This is a genomic window from Bradyrhizobium sp. ORS 285 (assembly GCF_900176205.1).
Taxonomy (GTDB): domain Bacteria; phylum Pseudomonadota; class Alphaproteobacteria; order Rhizobiales; family Xanthobacteraceae; genus Bradyrhizobium.
Genome location: NZ_LT859959.1, coordinates 2,666,881 through 2,685,717, shown reverse-complemented (window position 1 = coordinate 2,685,717; position 18,837 = coordinate 2,666,881). Strand labels below are relative to the sequence as shown.

Genomic DNA, 18,837 nt, shown 5'->3' with positions numbered 1-18,837 from the left:
CCCGCGCATTGGTCGAGGCGAACGACATGCGCAGAGACGAATGGCAACAGCGGGAAACAGTCATGACGTCATCGGACCGATCCCATGACGCCGGGCCGGCAGCGGCAAGGCAGCGCCCAGGAATGGCCCATGTTCGACGGCGACCGCGGGCGCTGCGTTACGGCCTGGATTGTTCGGAGAGGAATTGGGAGATCACGGAGTCGGCGCGTTGTCCCATCAGCCGCGCCCCTGCCACCGTGAAATGGCCGGGGTCGAGAAACAGCCAGACGCCGTCGTCGCGGACGACCGGACAGTCCTTGTCGCAATACAGCTCGGTCGGCCGCAACAGCGCGGCATTGCCGCGCCCCGTCAAGGCATGATCCAGCAGGCCATCGATCTCACGCGCATCGGCGCGCGCCCGAGCGGTTTCGAACGGGGCACATCGCGGCGGTGGCGCGTGCCACAACGGGCCTGGCTGCATCCGCATGTGGTCGAAGCTGCACGTCACCGGTCTCACCTGCCCGCCGATGATCAGGAAACGGCGGCCAGGGCGGTCGAGCAGAGCCAGCAAAGCTTGCAGGCCGTCGCGGATCTCGCTTGCCCTCCGCTCGTCCGGCTGCCCGGGGCCCTCCAGATACAGGTGCCAAGCCTGTCCTATCACGACGAGATCGGCCGGCGAGGCCTTGACGCGCGCCAGCTCGCGATCGCGTAGGGTGATGCACTCCGCCGTTCGCGGCGGGAGTGGAACCATTCCTATCAGCATCGGACAGCCGCCGACCGTCGATGTTCTGCCATGAATGCCGCGCGCTTTCAGGCGGTCGTCCAACGCGGCGACATACTGATGCACGTAGGAATCGCCGAGCAGCTCCAGTCCATGGGAGCCGGCCAGCGCACCGAAGGCGCAGTCCTCGCCGGAGCGACCACAGGGGCTCATGCCGAACCGCTGCAGCTCGAGCCGCGCGCGCTGATCCTCCGGAAGCCGCCACGGCACGCCGTCCGCCTTGAAGGCCGCATGCGTGGCGACGACACAAAGGCCTATCACCGCGGCAAAGGCGACCCCCTGCTTCCACGGCGCGCTCTGCAAGCGACGAATGGGCTGCTCGACCAGGACGAACATCGCCACGGTCAGCGCCGCCATCACCAGCACTTGCACGATCTTTCCAGTGGTGCTGGAGGCCTGCTCGCCGAAGATGAAGCTCGCGAAGTAGATCACCGGCCAGTGCACGAGATAGAGCGAGTAGGACGAACGGCCGACGGCCAGAACCGCGCGGTTCGCGAACAGGCGCATCGGCCTGTTCGCTGCGATGATCGCAACCGTCGCAATGCTCGGCGGCAGCGCGCCGAGCCCGGCGTCATGCTGGAAGCGCGGGATGACCAGAAGGCTGGAAAACAGCACGACATAGCCGCTCCACGTCGCCGCGGTCCGGATCGTTGGCCACGCCGCGAAGCGCCGCTCCAGCGCGATCGCCAGGGCGCCGAGGGCGAACTCGAAGACGCGAAACGGCGTCAGGAAGAACACGGCCTCTGGATCTCGCCGCAACCAGATGATGGCTGCCACGAGCGACACCATGCCCGACAGAGCAATGCCTGACGCGACCTGGCGCACGCGGCTGAGCAGCACCAGGATCAGTGGTGTCACGAGATAAAACTGCTCCTCGGCCGACAGCGACCACAGATGCAGCAGCCCGAGCTGATCGGAGCTCGGCGCGAAATATTGGTTGGACTCGCGCCAATATTGAATGTTGGCGATCGACAGCAGGCCGTGCGTCGCCTCCTTGGCGAGCTGACGCAGCGCGTCCGGCGGCAGCCACAACCAGCCGGCGGCGAAGGTCAGCATGATGGTGACGATGAGCGCGGGCAAAATCCGCCGCGCACGGCGCGCATAGAACGCGGCGAACGAAAACACGCCGAGCTCGATGTCGCGCAGGATATGCCCGGTGATCAGATAGCCGGAGATGACGAAGAAGATGTCGACGCCGGCAAAACCGCCACCAAAGCCGGCAACCTTCAAGTGGAACAAAACCACTATGCAGACCGCGATCGCCCTGAGGCCATCGATATCCGCCCGATAACGCGCTTCCAACTCAGTCCATCCTACGCCTGTTCGCGGCGCACGATATGGACAGACACGAGCGGCAACAATCAGAAACAGTCACGACCACGTCATGACGATCGGCCGACGGCGCATGGTGCAGCCGTGACGTCAGGATTGAGGAACCGAGCGCAGCTCACCGCTACAGCTCATGCTCGTAGTCCACGCAGATACGACGATCCGTTGAACGATTGGGCCGAATGCGGCAATCTGGTGGCGACGCAGGGAGCGAGGGGCTGATGCTGAGGACGAATCGATCGAGACGGAGATGGTTCAGCTTGCGCGAGGGGCTTGTCGTCGCCGCGGCGCTCGTCGCAGCGCCGGCGGCTCTCGCACAAGCGCCGGTTGCACCCGCGACGCCTGCGCCTGTCCCGGCTCCAGCTCCTGCTCAGACCACGGTCGAGCGCAGCGCCAAAGGGGTCGCCGGCAAGGCCATCCAGGTCGGCGTCTATCTCAACGTGCAGCCCGACTGCTCATCGGGTCCCCTGCCCTCGATCCGGCTGGTCACGCCGCCCGGCAACGGCACCGTCTCGATCAAGCGCGGCAAGATCTCGGCGACGAACTACAAGCAGTGCCTGGCGCTGGAAGTGCCGGGCTTCATCGCCTTCTACCAGTCCAAGGCCGATTTTGCCGGCACCGATACGGTGACGCTGGAGGTCAAGTTCCCGCAGGGCCGCACCGAGCTGCAGCGGATCACGATCAATGTCGGCGTAGGCCCCGCGGGCCAGAAGATCTGACGTCGTCCGCTCAGCGGCGCGACAATCGCTTCAGACATGAAAAGGGCCGCCTCATGGGCGGCCCTTCGCGTGTCCGAGGCTGGTCCGATCAGACGTGGACCTGCACCTGCGTCTGGCTGTTGTCCAGGATCATCTTGATGACGTCGTCACCGCCGGTGAGGTTGGTGCCGGTGTCCTTGATGGTCGCGACACTGGTCCAGCCCGAGCCGGTGTTGATCTGCACCGTCAGGTCGCCGTTGCTCAGCACGCCGGCGCCGTTGGCGGAGGCGAGGCTGGAGTGGCTCGGGTTAGAGCTGTCGACGAACCGCACCGCATCGGCGTGATTGCCGGAGACGTTGGCCAGCAGCGCCGAGAGATCGATGACGTCGCCGGACGTTCCGGTCTGGAAGTCCAGGATCGCATCAACGCCACCGCCGGTGAGATCGCCGGCCTGCCACTTGAACGTATCCGAGCCGCCATTGCCGGTGAGCTGATCGCTGCCGCGGCCGCCGATCAGGACGTCGTTGCCCGATGAACCGTAAAGCGCATCGTTGTAGGCAGACCCGATGACGCCTTCCATGTTCTTGTAGGTGTCGTGGCCGACGCCCGAGAGGTTGGCGCCGATATAGGTCGGGTTGCTACCCTGCACCAGCGTGAAGCTGATGCCGGCGGTGGCGTCGGAGAAGTCGAGCAAGTCGATCCCGGCACCGCCGTCGATATTATCATCCCCGCCGCCACCGCGGATGATGTCGTTGCCGTTGCCGCCGTTGAGCGTGTTGGCAACGCTGTTCCCGACCAGGATGTCGTCGCCCGAGCCGCCGGTCACCCGCTCGACATTCAGCAGCGACGTGAAGCCGGTCGCGGTGCCTGCCGCCAGGTTGACGTTGACCGACTCCGTCGTGGTGTAGGTCAGCGTGTCGTTGAAGCTGCCGGCGAGATCAGCGATCACAGACTCGATATTGCTCAGCTTCGTTCCGTTGACGTCGGTGATCACGCCGTTGGCAAGCGTCACATACAGCAAGTCCTGGCCGTTCGTGCCCTCGATCGAGAACGTGTCGGTGCCGGAGCCGCCATCGACGACGTCCACGCCATCATTGATTGCCCAGTCGAACCGGTCGTCGCCGGAACCGCCGAGCATGATGTCGTTGCCGGCTCCGCCGCGGATGGTGTCGTTGCCGGCCCCGCCATCAATGAAATCGTTGCCGGCTCCACCGAGCAGCGTGTCGTTGCCGCCGAGGCCGTACATGGCGTCGTCATCGGCACCGCCGTTGAAGACGTTGGTGCCGCTCGATCCGATCATGACGTCATAGCCGCCGCCGGCATTGGCCTCGTACAGGTTGTTGACGATGGCGGTGATGGCATCGCTGTAGTTGGCGCTCGCCCCCGCCAGCCACGGCGCCGAGCCAGACACACTCGGATCGCTGGAGGTCGAGTCGATCGTCAGATTCATGGCCTGGTTGTCGAGCGCGTTGAAGGCGACATAGGTCGACACCGACGAGACCGAGTCGGTTGCCGTGACCTTGTAGACGTACAGGCCCGCATCGTTGTTGTTCGGGTCGCCGGTGAACTGGTTGCCGCTGCGGTGAATCCAGCTGTCGTCGCCGGTCGAGGCGTAGACGAGCGCAGTGGTGTAGGTGACCGTCCCGGTGCCGCCGGAGAACAGCGAGGCAGCATTCAGGCCGATCGTGTTCGGCGAGTCGGTGTTCTGGGACAGCGCGTAGCGTCCGTCCACGCTCGTCGTGTCGACGACCGCCAGCGGGCCCGGCTCGTTGGTGCCGTTGATCGTGACGTCGATGACCTGGCTGGCGGTGCCGTCGAGCGACTTCACGGTCAGCGTGTCATGCTTGACCTCGCCGTCATTGAGCGTCTGCACGTTGGCGGCCGAGTTGTTGAGGGTGTAGCCCCAGACCCCGGTTGCCGCGTTGAAGGTGAAGTTGCCGTAGGTGCCGGCCAGCGAGGCCGGCGTCTGGAACACGGCCTCCCCGGTGTCGACATCGGTGACCTTCAGCGTACCGCCGGCGGTCAGGGTGCCATCCTCCTTCACCGTGCCCGTCGCCGGGCCGGAGATCGACGCCGCATCGTTGGCGCCGTTCACGGTGACCGTGACGGTCTGCGTGCTCGTGCCGCCATGACCATCGTCGATCTGCACCGTGTAGGTCTGATCGATGTGGTCGCTGGCGCGCAGCGACTGGATGTCGGAGTCGTTGACGGTGAAGGTCCAGTTCACCTTGTGATTGGTGTTGTCGACCGTGGTGTTGAACGAGCCGTAGTAGTTGCTTCCGGCAGGCGTGGTGTAGCTCACCGTCTGGCTGTCACCGTCGACATCGGTGAAGGCAATCGCGCCGGATGCCTTCTCGATGCCCGGCGTCACGCCCGCGACCTGCACCGTGATGTCGTCGACGAGGGCACCACCGGCGCTTGCGAACTTGAGCGTGGTCGATGTCGAAGTCGCGGTGAACTGGTAGGTCTGCTCCGTCCAGTCGGAACTCCAGGTGCTGGACGTCAGTAAGGTCGTTCCGTTCACGGTCGATGTGACGGGCGTACCGTTGGCCATCACGTAGAAGTCGACGGTATAGGTCATGCCGACGACGGTGCTGATCGTCTGGCTGATCGAGCTCGATGATCCATAGAAATCAGCCGAGCCGCCGTCGGTGTGGCCGCCCATCACCTTGACCGCCTGGGCGCCGCCGACCGTCCACGCATTCAGCGTGTACCAGCTCCCGTTGTAGAGGCTGAACGTGCCGTTCTGGATCAGGTTACCGGTCTGCGCCGCATAGGACGCATCTTCGGTCACGCTTCCCGTGATCGTGCCCGATCCGAACGTCGGGGCGTGGTTCGGTGAAGCGACCGAGCCCGTCTGGCCGCTGGTCACATTCTCGGCGAAGCCCTGGCCGTCGGTGTAGGTGACATTGGCCGAGATCTTGTGGCCGACATCGTTTGAACCGAGCGTGTAGGTCGAACCGGTCGCGCCGTTGATGACCGCGCCGTCCCGCAGCCAGTGATAGGCAACGTTGGACGCAGCACCATCGGGATCGCTGCCGAGATTCGCGGTCAGCGTCTGTCCCTGGATCGCATTACCCGAGACCGTCACAGTGGCCGGGCCGTCATTGACGGGCGTGATGGTCAGCGTGAACGTGTCCGAGGCGGCATATTCGCCGTCGCCCGCATACACCGTGACATTGACCGCACCGGCGAAATTCGCCGGCGGCGTGCCGCTGAAGGTGCCGGTCGCCGCATCGAAGTGCAGCCAGGCCGGCAGCGCGCTGCCGTCTTGCTGGACGGCCTCCAGCGTCAGCGGACCGTTGGTGCCGTCGAAGCGGCCGTCGACGTCGGCGAAAGTGTTCGCCGGAATGCTGAAGCTGAACGGCTGGTCCTCGGCCGAGCTGTGGTCGACGATCGCGTTCTGAAGGGTCGGCGCGTCGTTGTTGCCGAGGATCTGGATCGTGATCGTCTTGGCGGTGCCGTCCTCGGTGTAGACCGTGAAGCTGTCGGTCAGCGTGGTCTGGTTTTCCTTCAGCGCCTGGATCGTCGGGTTGTTGTTGTAGAGCCCGTAAGTCCACTTGCCGTCGCTGCCGATGTCGAACCAGCCGTAGCCATTGGCCGTGTTGGAAGCGGCCGCCTGCCACACGTCATTGTGGCCGTCGACGTCCGTCGAGTTGAGGTCGCCGCGGGCGATGGCGTAGAGCGGGCTGCTCTGGCTATTGGCGATGCCGCCCTCTTCCGCAATCGTGCCGGTCGCATCGCCGGTGATCACCGCCGCGTCGTTGACGCCGGCCACCGTGATCTTCAGGGTCGCGGTGTTGGACACCGCGCCCGACGGATCCTTGTCGGTGTAGGTGAAGGTGTCGACGGCAGACACGCCCGCCGCCAGCGCGGCGGCCTTGTCTGCGACATAGCTGTAGGAGCCGTCCGCGTTCAACGTCAGATGGCCATAGGCGCCCTCGATCGAGGTGCCGACGCCGGCGCCTTGCGTGACAGTTCCGCTCCCGGCCACGACGCCGGACACCACGAGCGACGAGGCGCCCGTGTCGACATCCGAGTCGGCAACCGAGCCCCCGGTGGAGCCGCGGATCACGCCATTGGCGGCCGTGATCGTGACGGTGCCATCTTCCAGCACGGTATTGGTGTCGGAATTCGCCACCGGCGGGTGGTTGGCCGGGACCACCTGAATGCTGATCGTCTGCGTCGCGCTCAGGTCGCCGCCGCCGACATTGCCGTTGTCGTCGATGGTGATGGTGACCGAACCCGGATGCTCGCTGTTTGGCGTGAACACCGCCGTCGTCAGGAGCTGATTCAACTCGCTGATCTTGAACCCGTAGATCTGGAGCGTCTGGCTGGCGTCGACGCCAATCGACGGGATCGAGAACGTGCCGCCCGAGACATTCAGTGTCACGCTTTCGGCGACATCGCCGTCCGCGTCGGAGAACGTGATCGCATTCGCACCGGTGAAAGCGAAGGCGACACCTTGATTGGCCGTCACCTGCGTCGGCCCATGGATCTCCGGCGCATCGTTGACCGGCGCCACGTTGATCGTCAGCTTGCCAATGTCGGTCCGTCCAGCCAGGTCCCGGACCGTGTAGTCGACCGTGTCAGCGCCGTAGAAGTCCGCTTTCGGCTTGTAGACATAGGTGCCGTCGGCATTGAAGTGGATCGTGCCGCCGTTCGCCGTGGTGAAGTCGCCCGCCACCACGCTCAACTTGTCGCCGGTGTCCGGATCACGGTCGTTGTGCAGAACACCCTGCGTCGGATCCGACACCGTCAGCGTCGTGTCCTCGGTCGCGGTCGCCGTGTCATCGGCTGCAACGGGCGCATCCTCGATCGGGTTGATGTTGATCGTGATTGTCTTCGTCGCACTCAGCTCGCCGCCACTGCCGGTATTGCCGTTGTCGTAGATAGTGAACGTGACCGACCCCGGAACGTCCCTGTCGGCGCTCGGCGTGAACACGGCCGATGTCAGGAGCTGGTTCAGTTCGCTGATCTTGAACCCGGAAATCTGGAGCGATTGGTCGGCGTCGACCCCGATCGACGGGAGAGAGAACGTGCCGCCGGAGATACTTAACGTCACGAACTCGGCGACATCACCGTCCGCGTCGGAGAATGTAATCGCGTTTGCGCCCGTGAATTGGAAGGACGTGTCCTCGTTCGTGGTCACCTGCGTCGGGGCGTGGATCTCGGGCGCGTCATTGACCGGGGCCACGACGACGCCGATGTTCTGCACATGGGTGGTCGCGACGTCTGCGTGATCCTTCCCATCCGACAGCGTGGCGTGATCGGTAACCTCGACATCCACCGAAAGCGTGAACGAGCCATTGTAGTTCAGCGGCGGCGTCACCTTGAGCGGCTGGCTGTTGAAGTTGGCGATTGCGGCCTGGTCGTCGATCACCCACTTGCCCGCATCATCGCCGGTGCCGGCATAGCCGACCGAGAAGGTCGCGCCGTCCGGGTAGCCCGTAATCAGCATCCGCAGGCTTTCGGAGCCGTCGTGATCGCTGACCGCGGCCGTGATGACCTTGAGGGCGATCGCCGTGTCTTCGGCGCCCGTCGCCGGCGTGGTACCGGAGAAGCCCAGGGTCGGTGCATCCGCCTTTGGCGCGACATCGACCGTGACGTGCGCAGTGGCGGTGCCGCCATCACCGTCGCTGATCGTGTAGTCGAAGCCGGCGACGCCGGAGAAGTTCTTGTCCGGCGTGAACAGCGGGTTGCCGTTGTTCAGCGAGACGGTGCCATGCGTCGCGTTGGCGACGCCTGTCACGGTCAGCGTATTGTTGTCGACGTCCGTGTCGTTGTTCAGCAGGCTGAGCAGCGAATTGATCGTCAGGGGGGAATCTTCCGAGGTCTGCACCTTGTCGTCATGCGCGACCGGCGGGGTATTGAACACGCCCGTCAGCGTGCGCGTGCCGTCGGTGAAGGCGAAGCTCTCGTAGTTGGTGAAGGTGCTGGTGACACCGTCGTGCGTGACGTTCAGACCGATCAGCGTCTTGCCGTCCTCCGCGAACACCTTGGTGTAGGTCGCATCGGAGAGCTTGAAGCCGAACTTCACGGTGTCGCTGTCAGCGCCACCGTCCGAGACCACGCTGGTGTTGCCGGCAAACCGGCTCAGGTCGAGCGTGTCGTTGCCGGAGCCGCCGTTGAACACGATGGTCGACGGCGCGATCGCGGTGCCGCTGATGTCGGTGATCGTCACCGTGTCGCTGGCGGTCCCGCCGGTGATGGTGACGCGCTCGATCTCGTCGGCGCGGATGGTCGCGCCGTTCGGACCGTCATAGCGCACCAGGATGTCGGCGGCGTTGACCCCGCCGTCATTGGCGACGGGATTGATGTCGGTGCCCGAACCCGCCTTGCCGATGGTGAAGTTGCGGGCGGTCGCGTCGCCGGTGATCTCCAGCACGTCGTAGTTCGGATAGGATGCGCCGGTTTCCGTGCCGCCATCGATGATGTCGTTGCCGTCGCCGACCGTGTAGAGGAAGGTGTCGTTGCCGGCGCCGCCATAGAGGCGGTCGTCGCCCGCCCCGCCCTTGATGACGTCATTGCCGGCGCCGCCGTACAATTTGTCCGCGCCGCTGCTGCCGACGAGGATGTCGTCGCCGCCAGAGCCATGGGCCTCGGTGATGGCGCCGAGCTTATCGATGCCGACCACCTTGTCGGTCACGCCGGCGCGGTCGGTGACGCGATGCGCGTCGACGCTCTCGTTGAGCAGCGTCACGCTGCTGTCGCTGAGATTGACGAAGACCGGCGAGTTCGGCGCGTCGTAACGCGCCGTGGTCGCCGTGCCCGCGGCATCGACCCGCACCGTGAAGTTGTTGGTGGCGGTGTCGTGATCGCGATCCTCTGCCGTGAAGCTGAAATTGAGGTCGAGATACTGGCTGGCGGCGTTCGCATTGCCCGACGGCGCGGGATGATCGAGCGGCTGCAGCAGCGTGAAGTTGTAAGAGCCGGAACCCGCGTCCGACAGCGACACGGTGAACACCGCCGCGTCGGCGGGGTTCGTGGTTTGTTTGCCGTCCTGGCCGATATAGATCCCGAAGGCCGTGCGGTAAGCGGTCAACGTGGTCTGGTCGGCGGACAGTTCGTAAGTGAGGCCGAACCCCAGCGAGGAGAGGCCGGAGATCTGGTGATTGTCGACGTCGAAGACCTTCGGCGTCGCATTCGCAAAGGTCAGCGACGGACCGGCGCTGTCGCCATCGGCGCCATACTTGACCTGCAGATTGACGGCGCCGGTCGAGACACTGCCCGCCGCCTCCGAGATCGTGACGGTGTCGACATCCTGAGACGACGGACGGTCATCCCGGACGGTGATGGTGATCTGGTCGTGCAGTGCGAGCTTGTCGCCGTCGGAATCGACCGCGGTCACGGCCGTCGACAGGTCGAGGGTCAGCGTGTTGTCGTGGCCGGTACCGACGTGGTCGAGCGGTCCCTTGAGGCGGAACGAATACTGGCCGGTGTTGGCGTCGACCTGGAACTCGAAGATCGTGACGTTGCCGGCCTTGCCGACCAGCATGTTGTTCGCGGTATCGATGCTGTAGGTCAGCGCCACCCCGCCGGAGGTGAGCGAGAGCAGCTCGGGCGCGAGATCGGTCTTCTCGACCGTATAGGTGCCGAGCTTGTCGGCGCCGAAGGACACCAGCGAGGTCAGATTGCCCGTGAAGGAGGAGTCGTCGCTGTTGCCGTCGCCATTGAGGTCGCTGCCATGCGCACCGCCATTATTGACGGTGAAGATGCCATTCGGCAGCTCGGTCTCGTAGACGGTGGCCGCCAGCGTCGTCGCCGTCGCCACCGGGCTGTCGTCGTTGATCGTCACAACGAAGGACGAGCTGGCGCTGTCGCCATCTCCATCGGTCGCGGTGAAGCCGAAGGTCAGCTTGACGTCGTTCTCGCCCTGGCCCGCCGGATGGTCGACATGCTTCAGCAGCGTGAAGCTGTAGCTGCCGGCGCTGGAGTCATCGAGGCTGACCTTGAACACCTGGTTCGAGGCTGCCGGCGCGGTGTTGGCATTGACCGGATTGGAGCCGGTGTAGCCATAGAGGGTATTGCCGACCACCCAGTACTTGACCTGCGCGCCATCGACCTTGAGCAGGCCTGCATCCGAGGACACGTTCGCGCCGTTGGTGAAGCCGGAGAAGGCTACCGCGCGATTGACGGAGCCAGAGTTGTTGTCGTCGGCGCCCCAGGAGATCGCGAGCGAGCCCGTTGCGGTGACGTCGGCCCCAGGGGCGTCGCCCGACGCGGGTGCCGTATTGCCACCGGACAGGCCGTCCTCGTCGACCGTGCCCGCGACGGGAGTGCCGATCGCCGGCCGGCCGTTGTCGTCATTGATGGTGACGGTGAAGTTGCCGGTGGCAGAATCCCCGTCCGCGTCGGTGGCGGCGAAGCCGAGCTTCAATGCGAGCGCATTGGTCTGGCCGGAGCCGAAGTGATCGACATTGTCGAGGAGCTCGAAGGTGTAGCTGCCGGAGCCGTTGTCGGACAGCGTGACGTGGAAGACCTTGCGGTCGTTCAGCGTCAGCGAGCCGCCATTGTCGTTGGCGACGCCCCAGATCTCGGTATCCGAGACGCGGATGAACTGCACGGCCACGCCATTGGAGGTCAGCGCCGGACTGCCGGAACCGGTAGTCTTGACGATATCGCCGCTGTGGATCGATGCATCGAACCCGACGCTGCGATTGGCGGTCCCCGAATTGCCGTCGTCTGCGCCCCAATTGATGTTGAGCGCCACGTTCGACGCGGTCTGAATCTCGAACACCTCCGCGCCCGCGGCGCCCGTGGTGTTCTCGGTCAGGGTCGCGCCGTTGGACGTCCCGATCACCGGCACGTCGTCCTTCACCGAGACGGTGAAGCTGTTGCTCGAGGTGTCGCCGTCACCGTCCGTCGCCGTGAAGCTGAACGAGAGATTGACGACGTTCTCGCCGGAACCGGCGGGATGATCGATGTTGCCGAGCAGCTTGAAGCTGTAGGAGCCGTCGTTCTGGTCGCTCAGCGACACTTCGAACACACGGGTGCCGTGGGCGAGATCGGTGCCGGTGTAGCCGACCAGCACGCCGTTCTCGAACGCGTATTTGACGGTCTGGCCGTCCGACGTCAGGTTCAGGTTGCGGCCCGAGCTGTCCTCAGCGTCGACATTGGCGCTGGCGCTTGAATAGCGGAACGAGACCGAGCGGTCGCCCAGGCCGCCGCCCGCGGTCTTGTTGTTGTCGTCGCTGCCCCAGGTGATGTTGAGGTCACCGCTGACGGTCGTCGACTCCTTGGAGGAATCGGTTCCGTTCGACAGATCGTCCTCGTCGACCGTCCGGGAGTCACCGGCCGCCGCGACCGGCGCGGTGTCGATCACGTTCACCTTGAACGTGCTGGTGACGCTGTCGCCGTCGGAATCGGTCGCCTTGAAGCCGAAGGTCAGCGGCAGGCTGTCCTTGTTGGCTCCCGTCGAGGGATGGTCGAGATTGTCGTACAGCGTGAACTTGTAGCTGCCGTCGCCATTGTCTGACAGCTGGATGGTGAAGACGGTGCGGTTGTCGGCGCTGACGGCCGTCAGCAAGGTGCCGTCGCTGGAGACCGTGTAGCTGATCGCCGAGCCGTCCGAGGTGAGGCCCGTGGCACCGGCGGCGGTGGTGAATACTACCGAGCGGTTGTGACCAACGCCGCTGTTGTTGTCGTCGGCGCCCCAGGAGATGTCCAGGTTCCCGGTCTGCACCGTCGAGTTCGACGCATCGGGATGGCTGGTGTCGTAGCTGGTCGTCGGCAGGCTGGCTTCGCTGACGGTCTCGTCCTCGGGGCAGCCGATCGTCGGCACATCGTCGACGATCGAAACGGTGAAGCTGCTGGTGGCGCTGTCGCCGTCGGAATCGGTCGCCTTAGAGCCGAAGTTCAGCGTCCGGCTGTCGTTGCCCGCGCCGCCATGGTCGATGTTGTCGAGCAGCGTGAACTTGTAGCTGCCGTCGCCGTCGTCGCTCAGCGTGACGGTGAAGACGGTGCGGTGATCGGCGGTGACGGCGGACAGCGTGGTGCCGTCGGACGAGATCACATAGCTGACCGCCTCGCCGTTCGAGGTCAGGCCTTCCGGTGCGGTCGTGTTGAAGAACGACACCGAGCGGTTGTTGGTCACGCCGGAATCGTTGTCGTCGGCGCCCCAGGAGATGGCGAGCCGCCCGGTCTGCACGGTCGAGAAGGATGCGTCGGGGAACGCCACATCGACGATGTCGGTGGGCAGGTTGGATTCCCGGACCGTCTCGTTCTCGGCATGCCCGATGGTCGGGACATCGTCGACCACGGTGACGGTGAAAGTGTTGCTGCTCGAATCGCCGTCGGAATCGGTCGCGGTGTAGTCGAAGGTCAGCTTGACGACGTTGCTGCCCTGCCCGGCCGGATGATCGAGATTGCCGAGCAGCTTGAAGGTGTAGGTGCCGGTGCCGTCGTCATCCAGCGAGACCTCGAACACGCGCTGCCCGTAGGCCAGGCTGCTGCCGGTGTAGCCGACCAGCACGCCATGCTCGAAGGCGTATTTCACGGTCTGGCCGTCGGAGGTCAGGCCGTTGAGCGCGGCATCGCTGCCGTTGGTCACATGGACATCGGCCGCCGCATTCGACGCATTGGTGAAGCGGACCGAACGGTCGGCCGCGCCGCGGTCGTTGTTGTCGGCCCCCCAATTGATGTTGAGCGCGCCAGTGACCTGCGGATCGCTATGGCCGCCATGTCCGCCATATCCGTCATCATCACGGCCGCCGAAGTCGCAATCGCCGCCGCCGTTGAGATCGGCCTCGCTGATGCTCTTGGCCGTCCCGGCCTGGGCGACCGGGCTGTCATCGTTGACGTTGACCTTGAACGAGCCGCCGACCTGGTCGCCGTCGGAATCGGTCGCGACGTATTTCAGGGTCAGCGCGATGTTGTCTTCGCTGTTCGGAACGGGGTGATCGAGATTGTCCAGCAGCGTGAAGGTGTAGGAACCGGAATCCAGGTCGGACAGCTTGACCGTGAACACCGCGGCATTGGCCTTGCTGTTGGTCGAGTTGCCGTTGCCGTCGATGTAGTGCTGGCCGTCGAAGCGATAGGCCGTGATCAGGGTGCCGCCCTCGCTGACGGCGTAGGTCAGGGCCACGCCGTTCGAGGTCAGATGCTGACTTGCAAGCGTGCTGGTGGCGTCGGACGCGAAGGTGACCGCGCGGTCGCCAGTGACCGGCGAGGCGCCGGTGATGCCGACGTTGCCGAGAGTGTTGGCGCTATCGGCGCCCCAGGAAATGCCAAGATTGCCGGTCGCGACCGTGTTCTGACCGGGGACGTCATTCGGGCCGCCGGCAATGCCGGTCGGCAGGCCGTCCTCGTCGACCACGCCGGTCGCGATCTCGCGGTTCAGCACCGGCGCGTCGTCATTGACCTTCACCGTGAAGGTGCTGGCGAGCGCGTCTCCGTCGGAATCGGTGGCGACGAAGCCGAGCGTGAGCGTGACGTCGTCCTCGGTGTTGCGGACGGGATGATCGATGTTGTCGATCAACGTGAAGGTGTAGGCGCCCTGCCCCTGGTCGGACAACGACACCGTGAACACCGCGGCGCCGGACGGATCGTCCGTCAGCTTGCCGTTTGCATCGACATAGGTCTCGTGCGCGGCATCATAACGATAGGCCGACAGCAGCGTTCCGTTCTCGGACACGACGTAGGTCAGCCCGATCCCGTTCGAGGTCAGATGCTTGGCCTCGAGCGTGGTGACCACGTCCGAAGCGAACGTCACGGCGCGGTCGCCATTGACCGGCGCACCGTTGATGCCGCCCTCGACGTGGCTGTTGGCGCTGTCGGCGCCCCAACGGATGCCGAGGAAATCGGTCACCGTCAGATTGACGCCATCGGCATCCTTGCCGTCCGCATAGGAATTGCCGGGATTGCCGAGCCCGTCCTCGTCGACCACCGAATAGGCGACGCGCTCGCCGAAGGTCGGGGCGTCGTCATTGACGTCGACAGAGAAGCTGCCGGAGATGGCATCGCCGTCGGAGTCCGTGGCGACAAAGCCGATATCGAGCGTGATGCTGTCCTCGGTGCCATGCACCGGGTGATCGAGATTGCCGGTCAGCTCGAAGGTGTAGGAGCCGGCGTCCTGATCGGACAGCGACACGGTGAACACCGCGGCGCCCGCCTGCTCGGTCGGCTTGCCGTCGGCGCCGATGAAGGATTCGTTGGCAGCGTCGTAGCGATAAGCCGTCAGCACGGTGCCATCGGACGACACCTCGTAATGCAGCGCGAAGCCGTCCGACGTCAGATGCTGGGCCTCGAGCGAGGACACCACGTTCGCAGCAAAGGTGACCGCGCGGTCGCCATTGACCGGCGAGCCATTGATGCCGCCATCGACATGGCTGTTGGCGCTATCGGCGCCCCAGAGGATGCCGAGCGTGCCGGTCGCGGTCAGCTCGGCGCCGGCGACGTCGCCACGATCGTCATAGCTGTTGCCGGCATTGCCGAGGCCGTCCTCGTCGACCACCCCGTGGCTCGGCTTGCCGTCGAGCACAGGCGCGTCGTCGTTGACCTCGACGACGAAGCTGCCGTTGATCGCATCGCCATCGGAATCGGTGGCGGTGTAGCTGAAGTACAGCGCCTGATTGTCCTCGCTGCCGTGAACCGGATGATCGAGGTTGCCGATCAGCGTGAACGTGTAGGAGCCGGCATTCTGGTCCGACAGCGACACGGTGAACACCGCGGCGCTGGCCGGATCCTCGGTCGTCTGGCCATTGGCGTCGATGAAGTGCTCGCCGTCGAATCGGTACGCGGTCAGCAGCGTGCCGTTCTCGCTCACCGTATAGTTCAGCGAAACGCCGTTCGACGTCAGCCCGAGCTCGGCGAGCGAGGGGATCGCATTGGTATCGAAGGTGACGGCGCGGTCGCCATTGACAGGCGAGCCGTCGATGCCGCCATCGACATGGCTGTTGGCGCTGTCGGCGCCCCAGAGGATGCCGAGCGTCTTCGTCACCGTCAGATCGGCGCCGGCGGCGTCGTGGCCCTCCGCATAGCTGTCGCCGACATTGCCAAGGCCGTCCTCGTCGACCTGGCCGGAGCTCTGCTCCGCGCCGATGACGGGCGCATCGTCGTTGACCTTGACGGTGAAGGTGTCGGTGATCGCGTCGCCGTCGGAATCGGTCGCAACGAAGCCGAGATTGAGCGTGATGTTGTCTTCGGCGCCATGCACCGGGTGATCGAGATTGGCCGACAACGTGAAGGTGTAGGAGCCGTAGCCCTCGTCGGACAGCGACACCGTGAACACCAGCGTGCCGGAGCCCCCTTCGCTGCCCTCGCCAACCGCGTCGGCGCGATAGGCTGTCAGCGTGGTGCCGTCGGCCGACAATTCGTAGCGCAGCGCGAAGCCGTCGGAGGTCAGATGCTGATCCTCGAGCGTCGCAATGACGTTGGATGCGAAGGTCACGGCGCGGTCGCCGTTGACCGGCGCGCCGGTGATGCCGCCATCGACGTGGCTATTGGCGCTGTCGGCGCCCCAGCGGATGCCGAGCGTATCGGTCACCGTGAGGTCTTCGCCATAGGCGTCGCTGCCGCCCTTGTAGCTATCGCCAGCGTTGCCGAGGCCGTCCTCGTCAACCACCGAATAGCTCGGCTTCTCGCCGAAGACAGGCGCGTCGTCATTCACCTTCACGGTGAAGGTGTCGGTGATCTGGTCGCCATCCGAATCGGTCGCGACGAAGCCAAGATTGAGAGTGATGTCGTCCTCGGCGCCATGCACCGGGTGGTCGAGATTGCCCGACAGCGTGAAGGTGTAGGAGCCGCGGTCCACGTCGGACAGCGACACGGTGAACACCACCGCGCCCGAAAGCCCTTCGCTGCCCTCGACGTTCAGCGGCTTGCCGTCGGCGCCGACATAGGTTTCGTGCTCGGCGTCGTAGCGATAGGCCGTCAGCACGGTGCCGTTGGACGACAGCTCGTAGCGCAGCGCGAAGCCGTCGGAGGTGAGATTCTGCGCCTCGAGCGTCGACACCACGTTGGCCGAGAAGGTGACGGCGCGGTCGCCATTGATCGGCGCGCCGTTGATGCCGCCATTGACGTTGATGTTAGCGTCGTCGGAGCCCCAGCGGATGCCGAGCGTCTCGGTGACCGTGAGGTCCTCGCCATCGGCGTCGCTGCCGGCCTTCATGACGACAGGCTTGACGCTCCCTCCCTCGGAAGCGCCCTCGTCGCCGCCCGGATGGTAGCTGTCGCCGGCATTGCCGAGGCCGTCCTCATCGACCACCGAATAGCTCGGCCGCTCGCCGAAGCTCGGACCGTCGTCGCCGATATTGACCGTGAAGGCGGTGTTGACCGGATCGCCGTCGGCGTCGGTCGCCACCACGTTGAAGGTCAGCGGCTGCGACGCGCCATGGACGCCATTGTGGTCGATATTGTCGGACAGCGTGAAAGTGTAGCTGCCGGATCCCGTGTCGGACAGCGTAACCGTAAAGATGGTGCGCACGCCGTCGCCGCTGCCGGCCGTGGCGATGATCTCGGTGCCGCTGGCCGAGAGGCTGTACGAGATGGTCTCGCCATTGGAGGTCAGACCGAGCGCCTGCAGCGTCGCGATCTCGGACGACGCGAACACCAGCGAGCGGTCGCCGTCGACCACGGTGCCGTTCGAGCCGCCATTGATCTTGCTGTTGCCGTTGTCGGCGCCCCAGGAGATGCCGAGATCCACCGTCTCGGTGGTCTGCACGAAGCCGCCCTCGCCATTGGTCTGCTCGGCAAGGCTGGTCGTCTCGACGGTCGCCGCCACAGGCGAATCGTCGTTGACGCCGATTGTGATCGTCACCGGCGCAGTGTCGCCGCTGCCATCGATCGCGATGACGTTGACGGTGAGGTTCAGCGTGTCCTCGGTCCCGGACACGGGATGGTCGAGCGGACGCAGCAGAGTGACGGTGTAGGTCCCCTCGATCGTCGAATTCGCATCGAGCGTGATGGTGAAGACCTGATTGGCGGAGATCGACGGATCGGTGCCGATGTATCCGATCAGCTCGGGCTGGCCGTTGATCGTGGTGATCGCGAAATGCACCTCCTCGCCGCCCGAGGTCAGCCCGGCGAGACCGGGCTGCGAAGCCGCAAACGCGAAGGCGCGGCCGATCACGTCGGTGCCGAAATCGACGTTCAGCGAACCGGTGAAGCTCGTCACCACACCGCCGACGTCACCGGGGCCGCCGGGCCGTCCCTCTGACAGGCCGTCCTCATTGAGAAGCGCGGGCTGGACGCCGCCGGGGATCGGCGTGGAGTTCGGCGTGGTCGGAGTCTGGCCGAAATTGCCCGAGATCGATTCGCCCGTCAGCAGCGCCAGCGGCGTGCCGCCGTTCAGCGGATCGATGGTGAAGCCGCCGAAATTTGCGCCCGCAGGCACGCCTGGCGCGCCCGGCGTTCCGGCCGCCGGAAGCACCGACTGATCAGTCGTGACAGGAAACAGCTCGGCGAACTGATCGCCATTGATGATGCGGTCGGGACCGACTTCGAAGCTGACGTCCTTGAGCGGAGCACCATTGTTGTCGAACACCGGGTCGATCGACACCGTCGACTGATTGTCGAACAGGATGATCAGCCGATTGCCGATCTTGACGAAGGTCAGCTTCTCGCTGGCGATGCCGCTGAAGTCGATCTGGTTCTGACCATCGAGATGAACCGTGACAGCCTGGCTGCCCTGCGGCTTCTCGATCTTCACATGCTTGGCTGAGACGCTGGATGGCTGCGAGGACGTGCCGGTCAACTGGGCCAGCAGGACAGGAGCATTCATGCGCCACAATCTCCAAATGCGGGGCGCCTTTGGTGGCGCTCCCATTTTCTGCGATTAAACTATTATTAAAGTTTAATTCGGGTCAATATTACCGAGGTCTCTTAACCCGACTTTAGGGACTTTGGGTAAATGCAGTCAAGTGCAGCCGCGTTTACCAAGGTAAACCGGTTAGCGAGTATGCTTTACGACTGCGGGGGATGCGGCGCGGGCATCAAGAATAGATCGCCGCTAGTCTGTATAGACGCGGCGAACCCGACCAGTATTCGCAAGATCTATACTTGAGCGCGGCAATACGCGCATCGCGCGAATGTGGCGGCAACGCCTCAAAA

General features: G+C 64.7%; 3 protein-coding genes. 1 reads left to right on the top strand and 2 read right to left on the bottom strand.

The genetic code is table 11. The features are described 5' to 3' along the window. Window positions 1-157: 157 nt before the first annotated feature. Window positions 158-2,062 carry an acyltransferase family protein gene (locus BRAD285_RS12120; protein ID WP_006615679.1) on the bottom strand — a complete coding sequence of 635 codons (1,905 nt, stop codon included), beginning with the start codon at window positions 2,060-2,062 and terminating at the stop codon, window positions 158-160. 248 nt (window positions 2,063-2,310) lie between these two features. Between BRAD285_RS12120 and BRAD285_RS12115 the strand changes: the two genes are divergently transcribed. Further along, on the top strand, window positions 2,311-2,808 hold the full coding sequence (locus BRAD285_RS12115; RefSeq protein ID WP_050887014.1) for a hypothetical protein: 498 nt from the start codon (window positions 2,311-2,313) through the stop codon (window positions 2,806-2,808). Window positions 2,809-2,896: 88 nt separating this feature from the next. Here the strand turns inward: BRAD285_RS12115 and BRAD285_RS12110 are convergent, their stop codons facing one another. Then, window positions 2,897-18,508 carry a VCBS domain-containing protein gene (locus BRAD285_RS12110; protein WP_172889763.1) on the bottom strand — a complete coding sequence of 5,204 codons (15,612 nt, stop codon included), beginning with the start codon at window positions 18,506-18,508 and terminating at the stop codon, window positions 2,897-2,899. Between the last annotated feature and the right edge of the window lie 329 nt (window positions 18,509-18,837).

Excerpts from the sequence above, each read along its gene's own strand:
- BRAD285_RS12110 (WP_172889763.1), bottom strand. The coding sequence starts at position 18,508 with ATGAATGCTCCTGTCCTGCTGGCCCAGTTGACCGGCACGTCCTCGCAG.
- BRAD285_RS12115 (WP_050887014.1), top strand. The coding sequence starts at position 2,311 with ATGCTGAGGACGAATCGATCGAGACGGAGATGGTTCAGCTTGCGCGAG.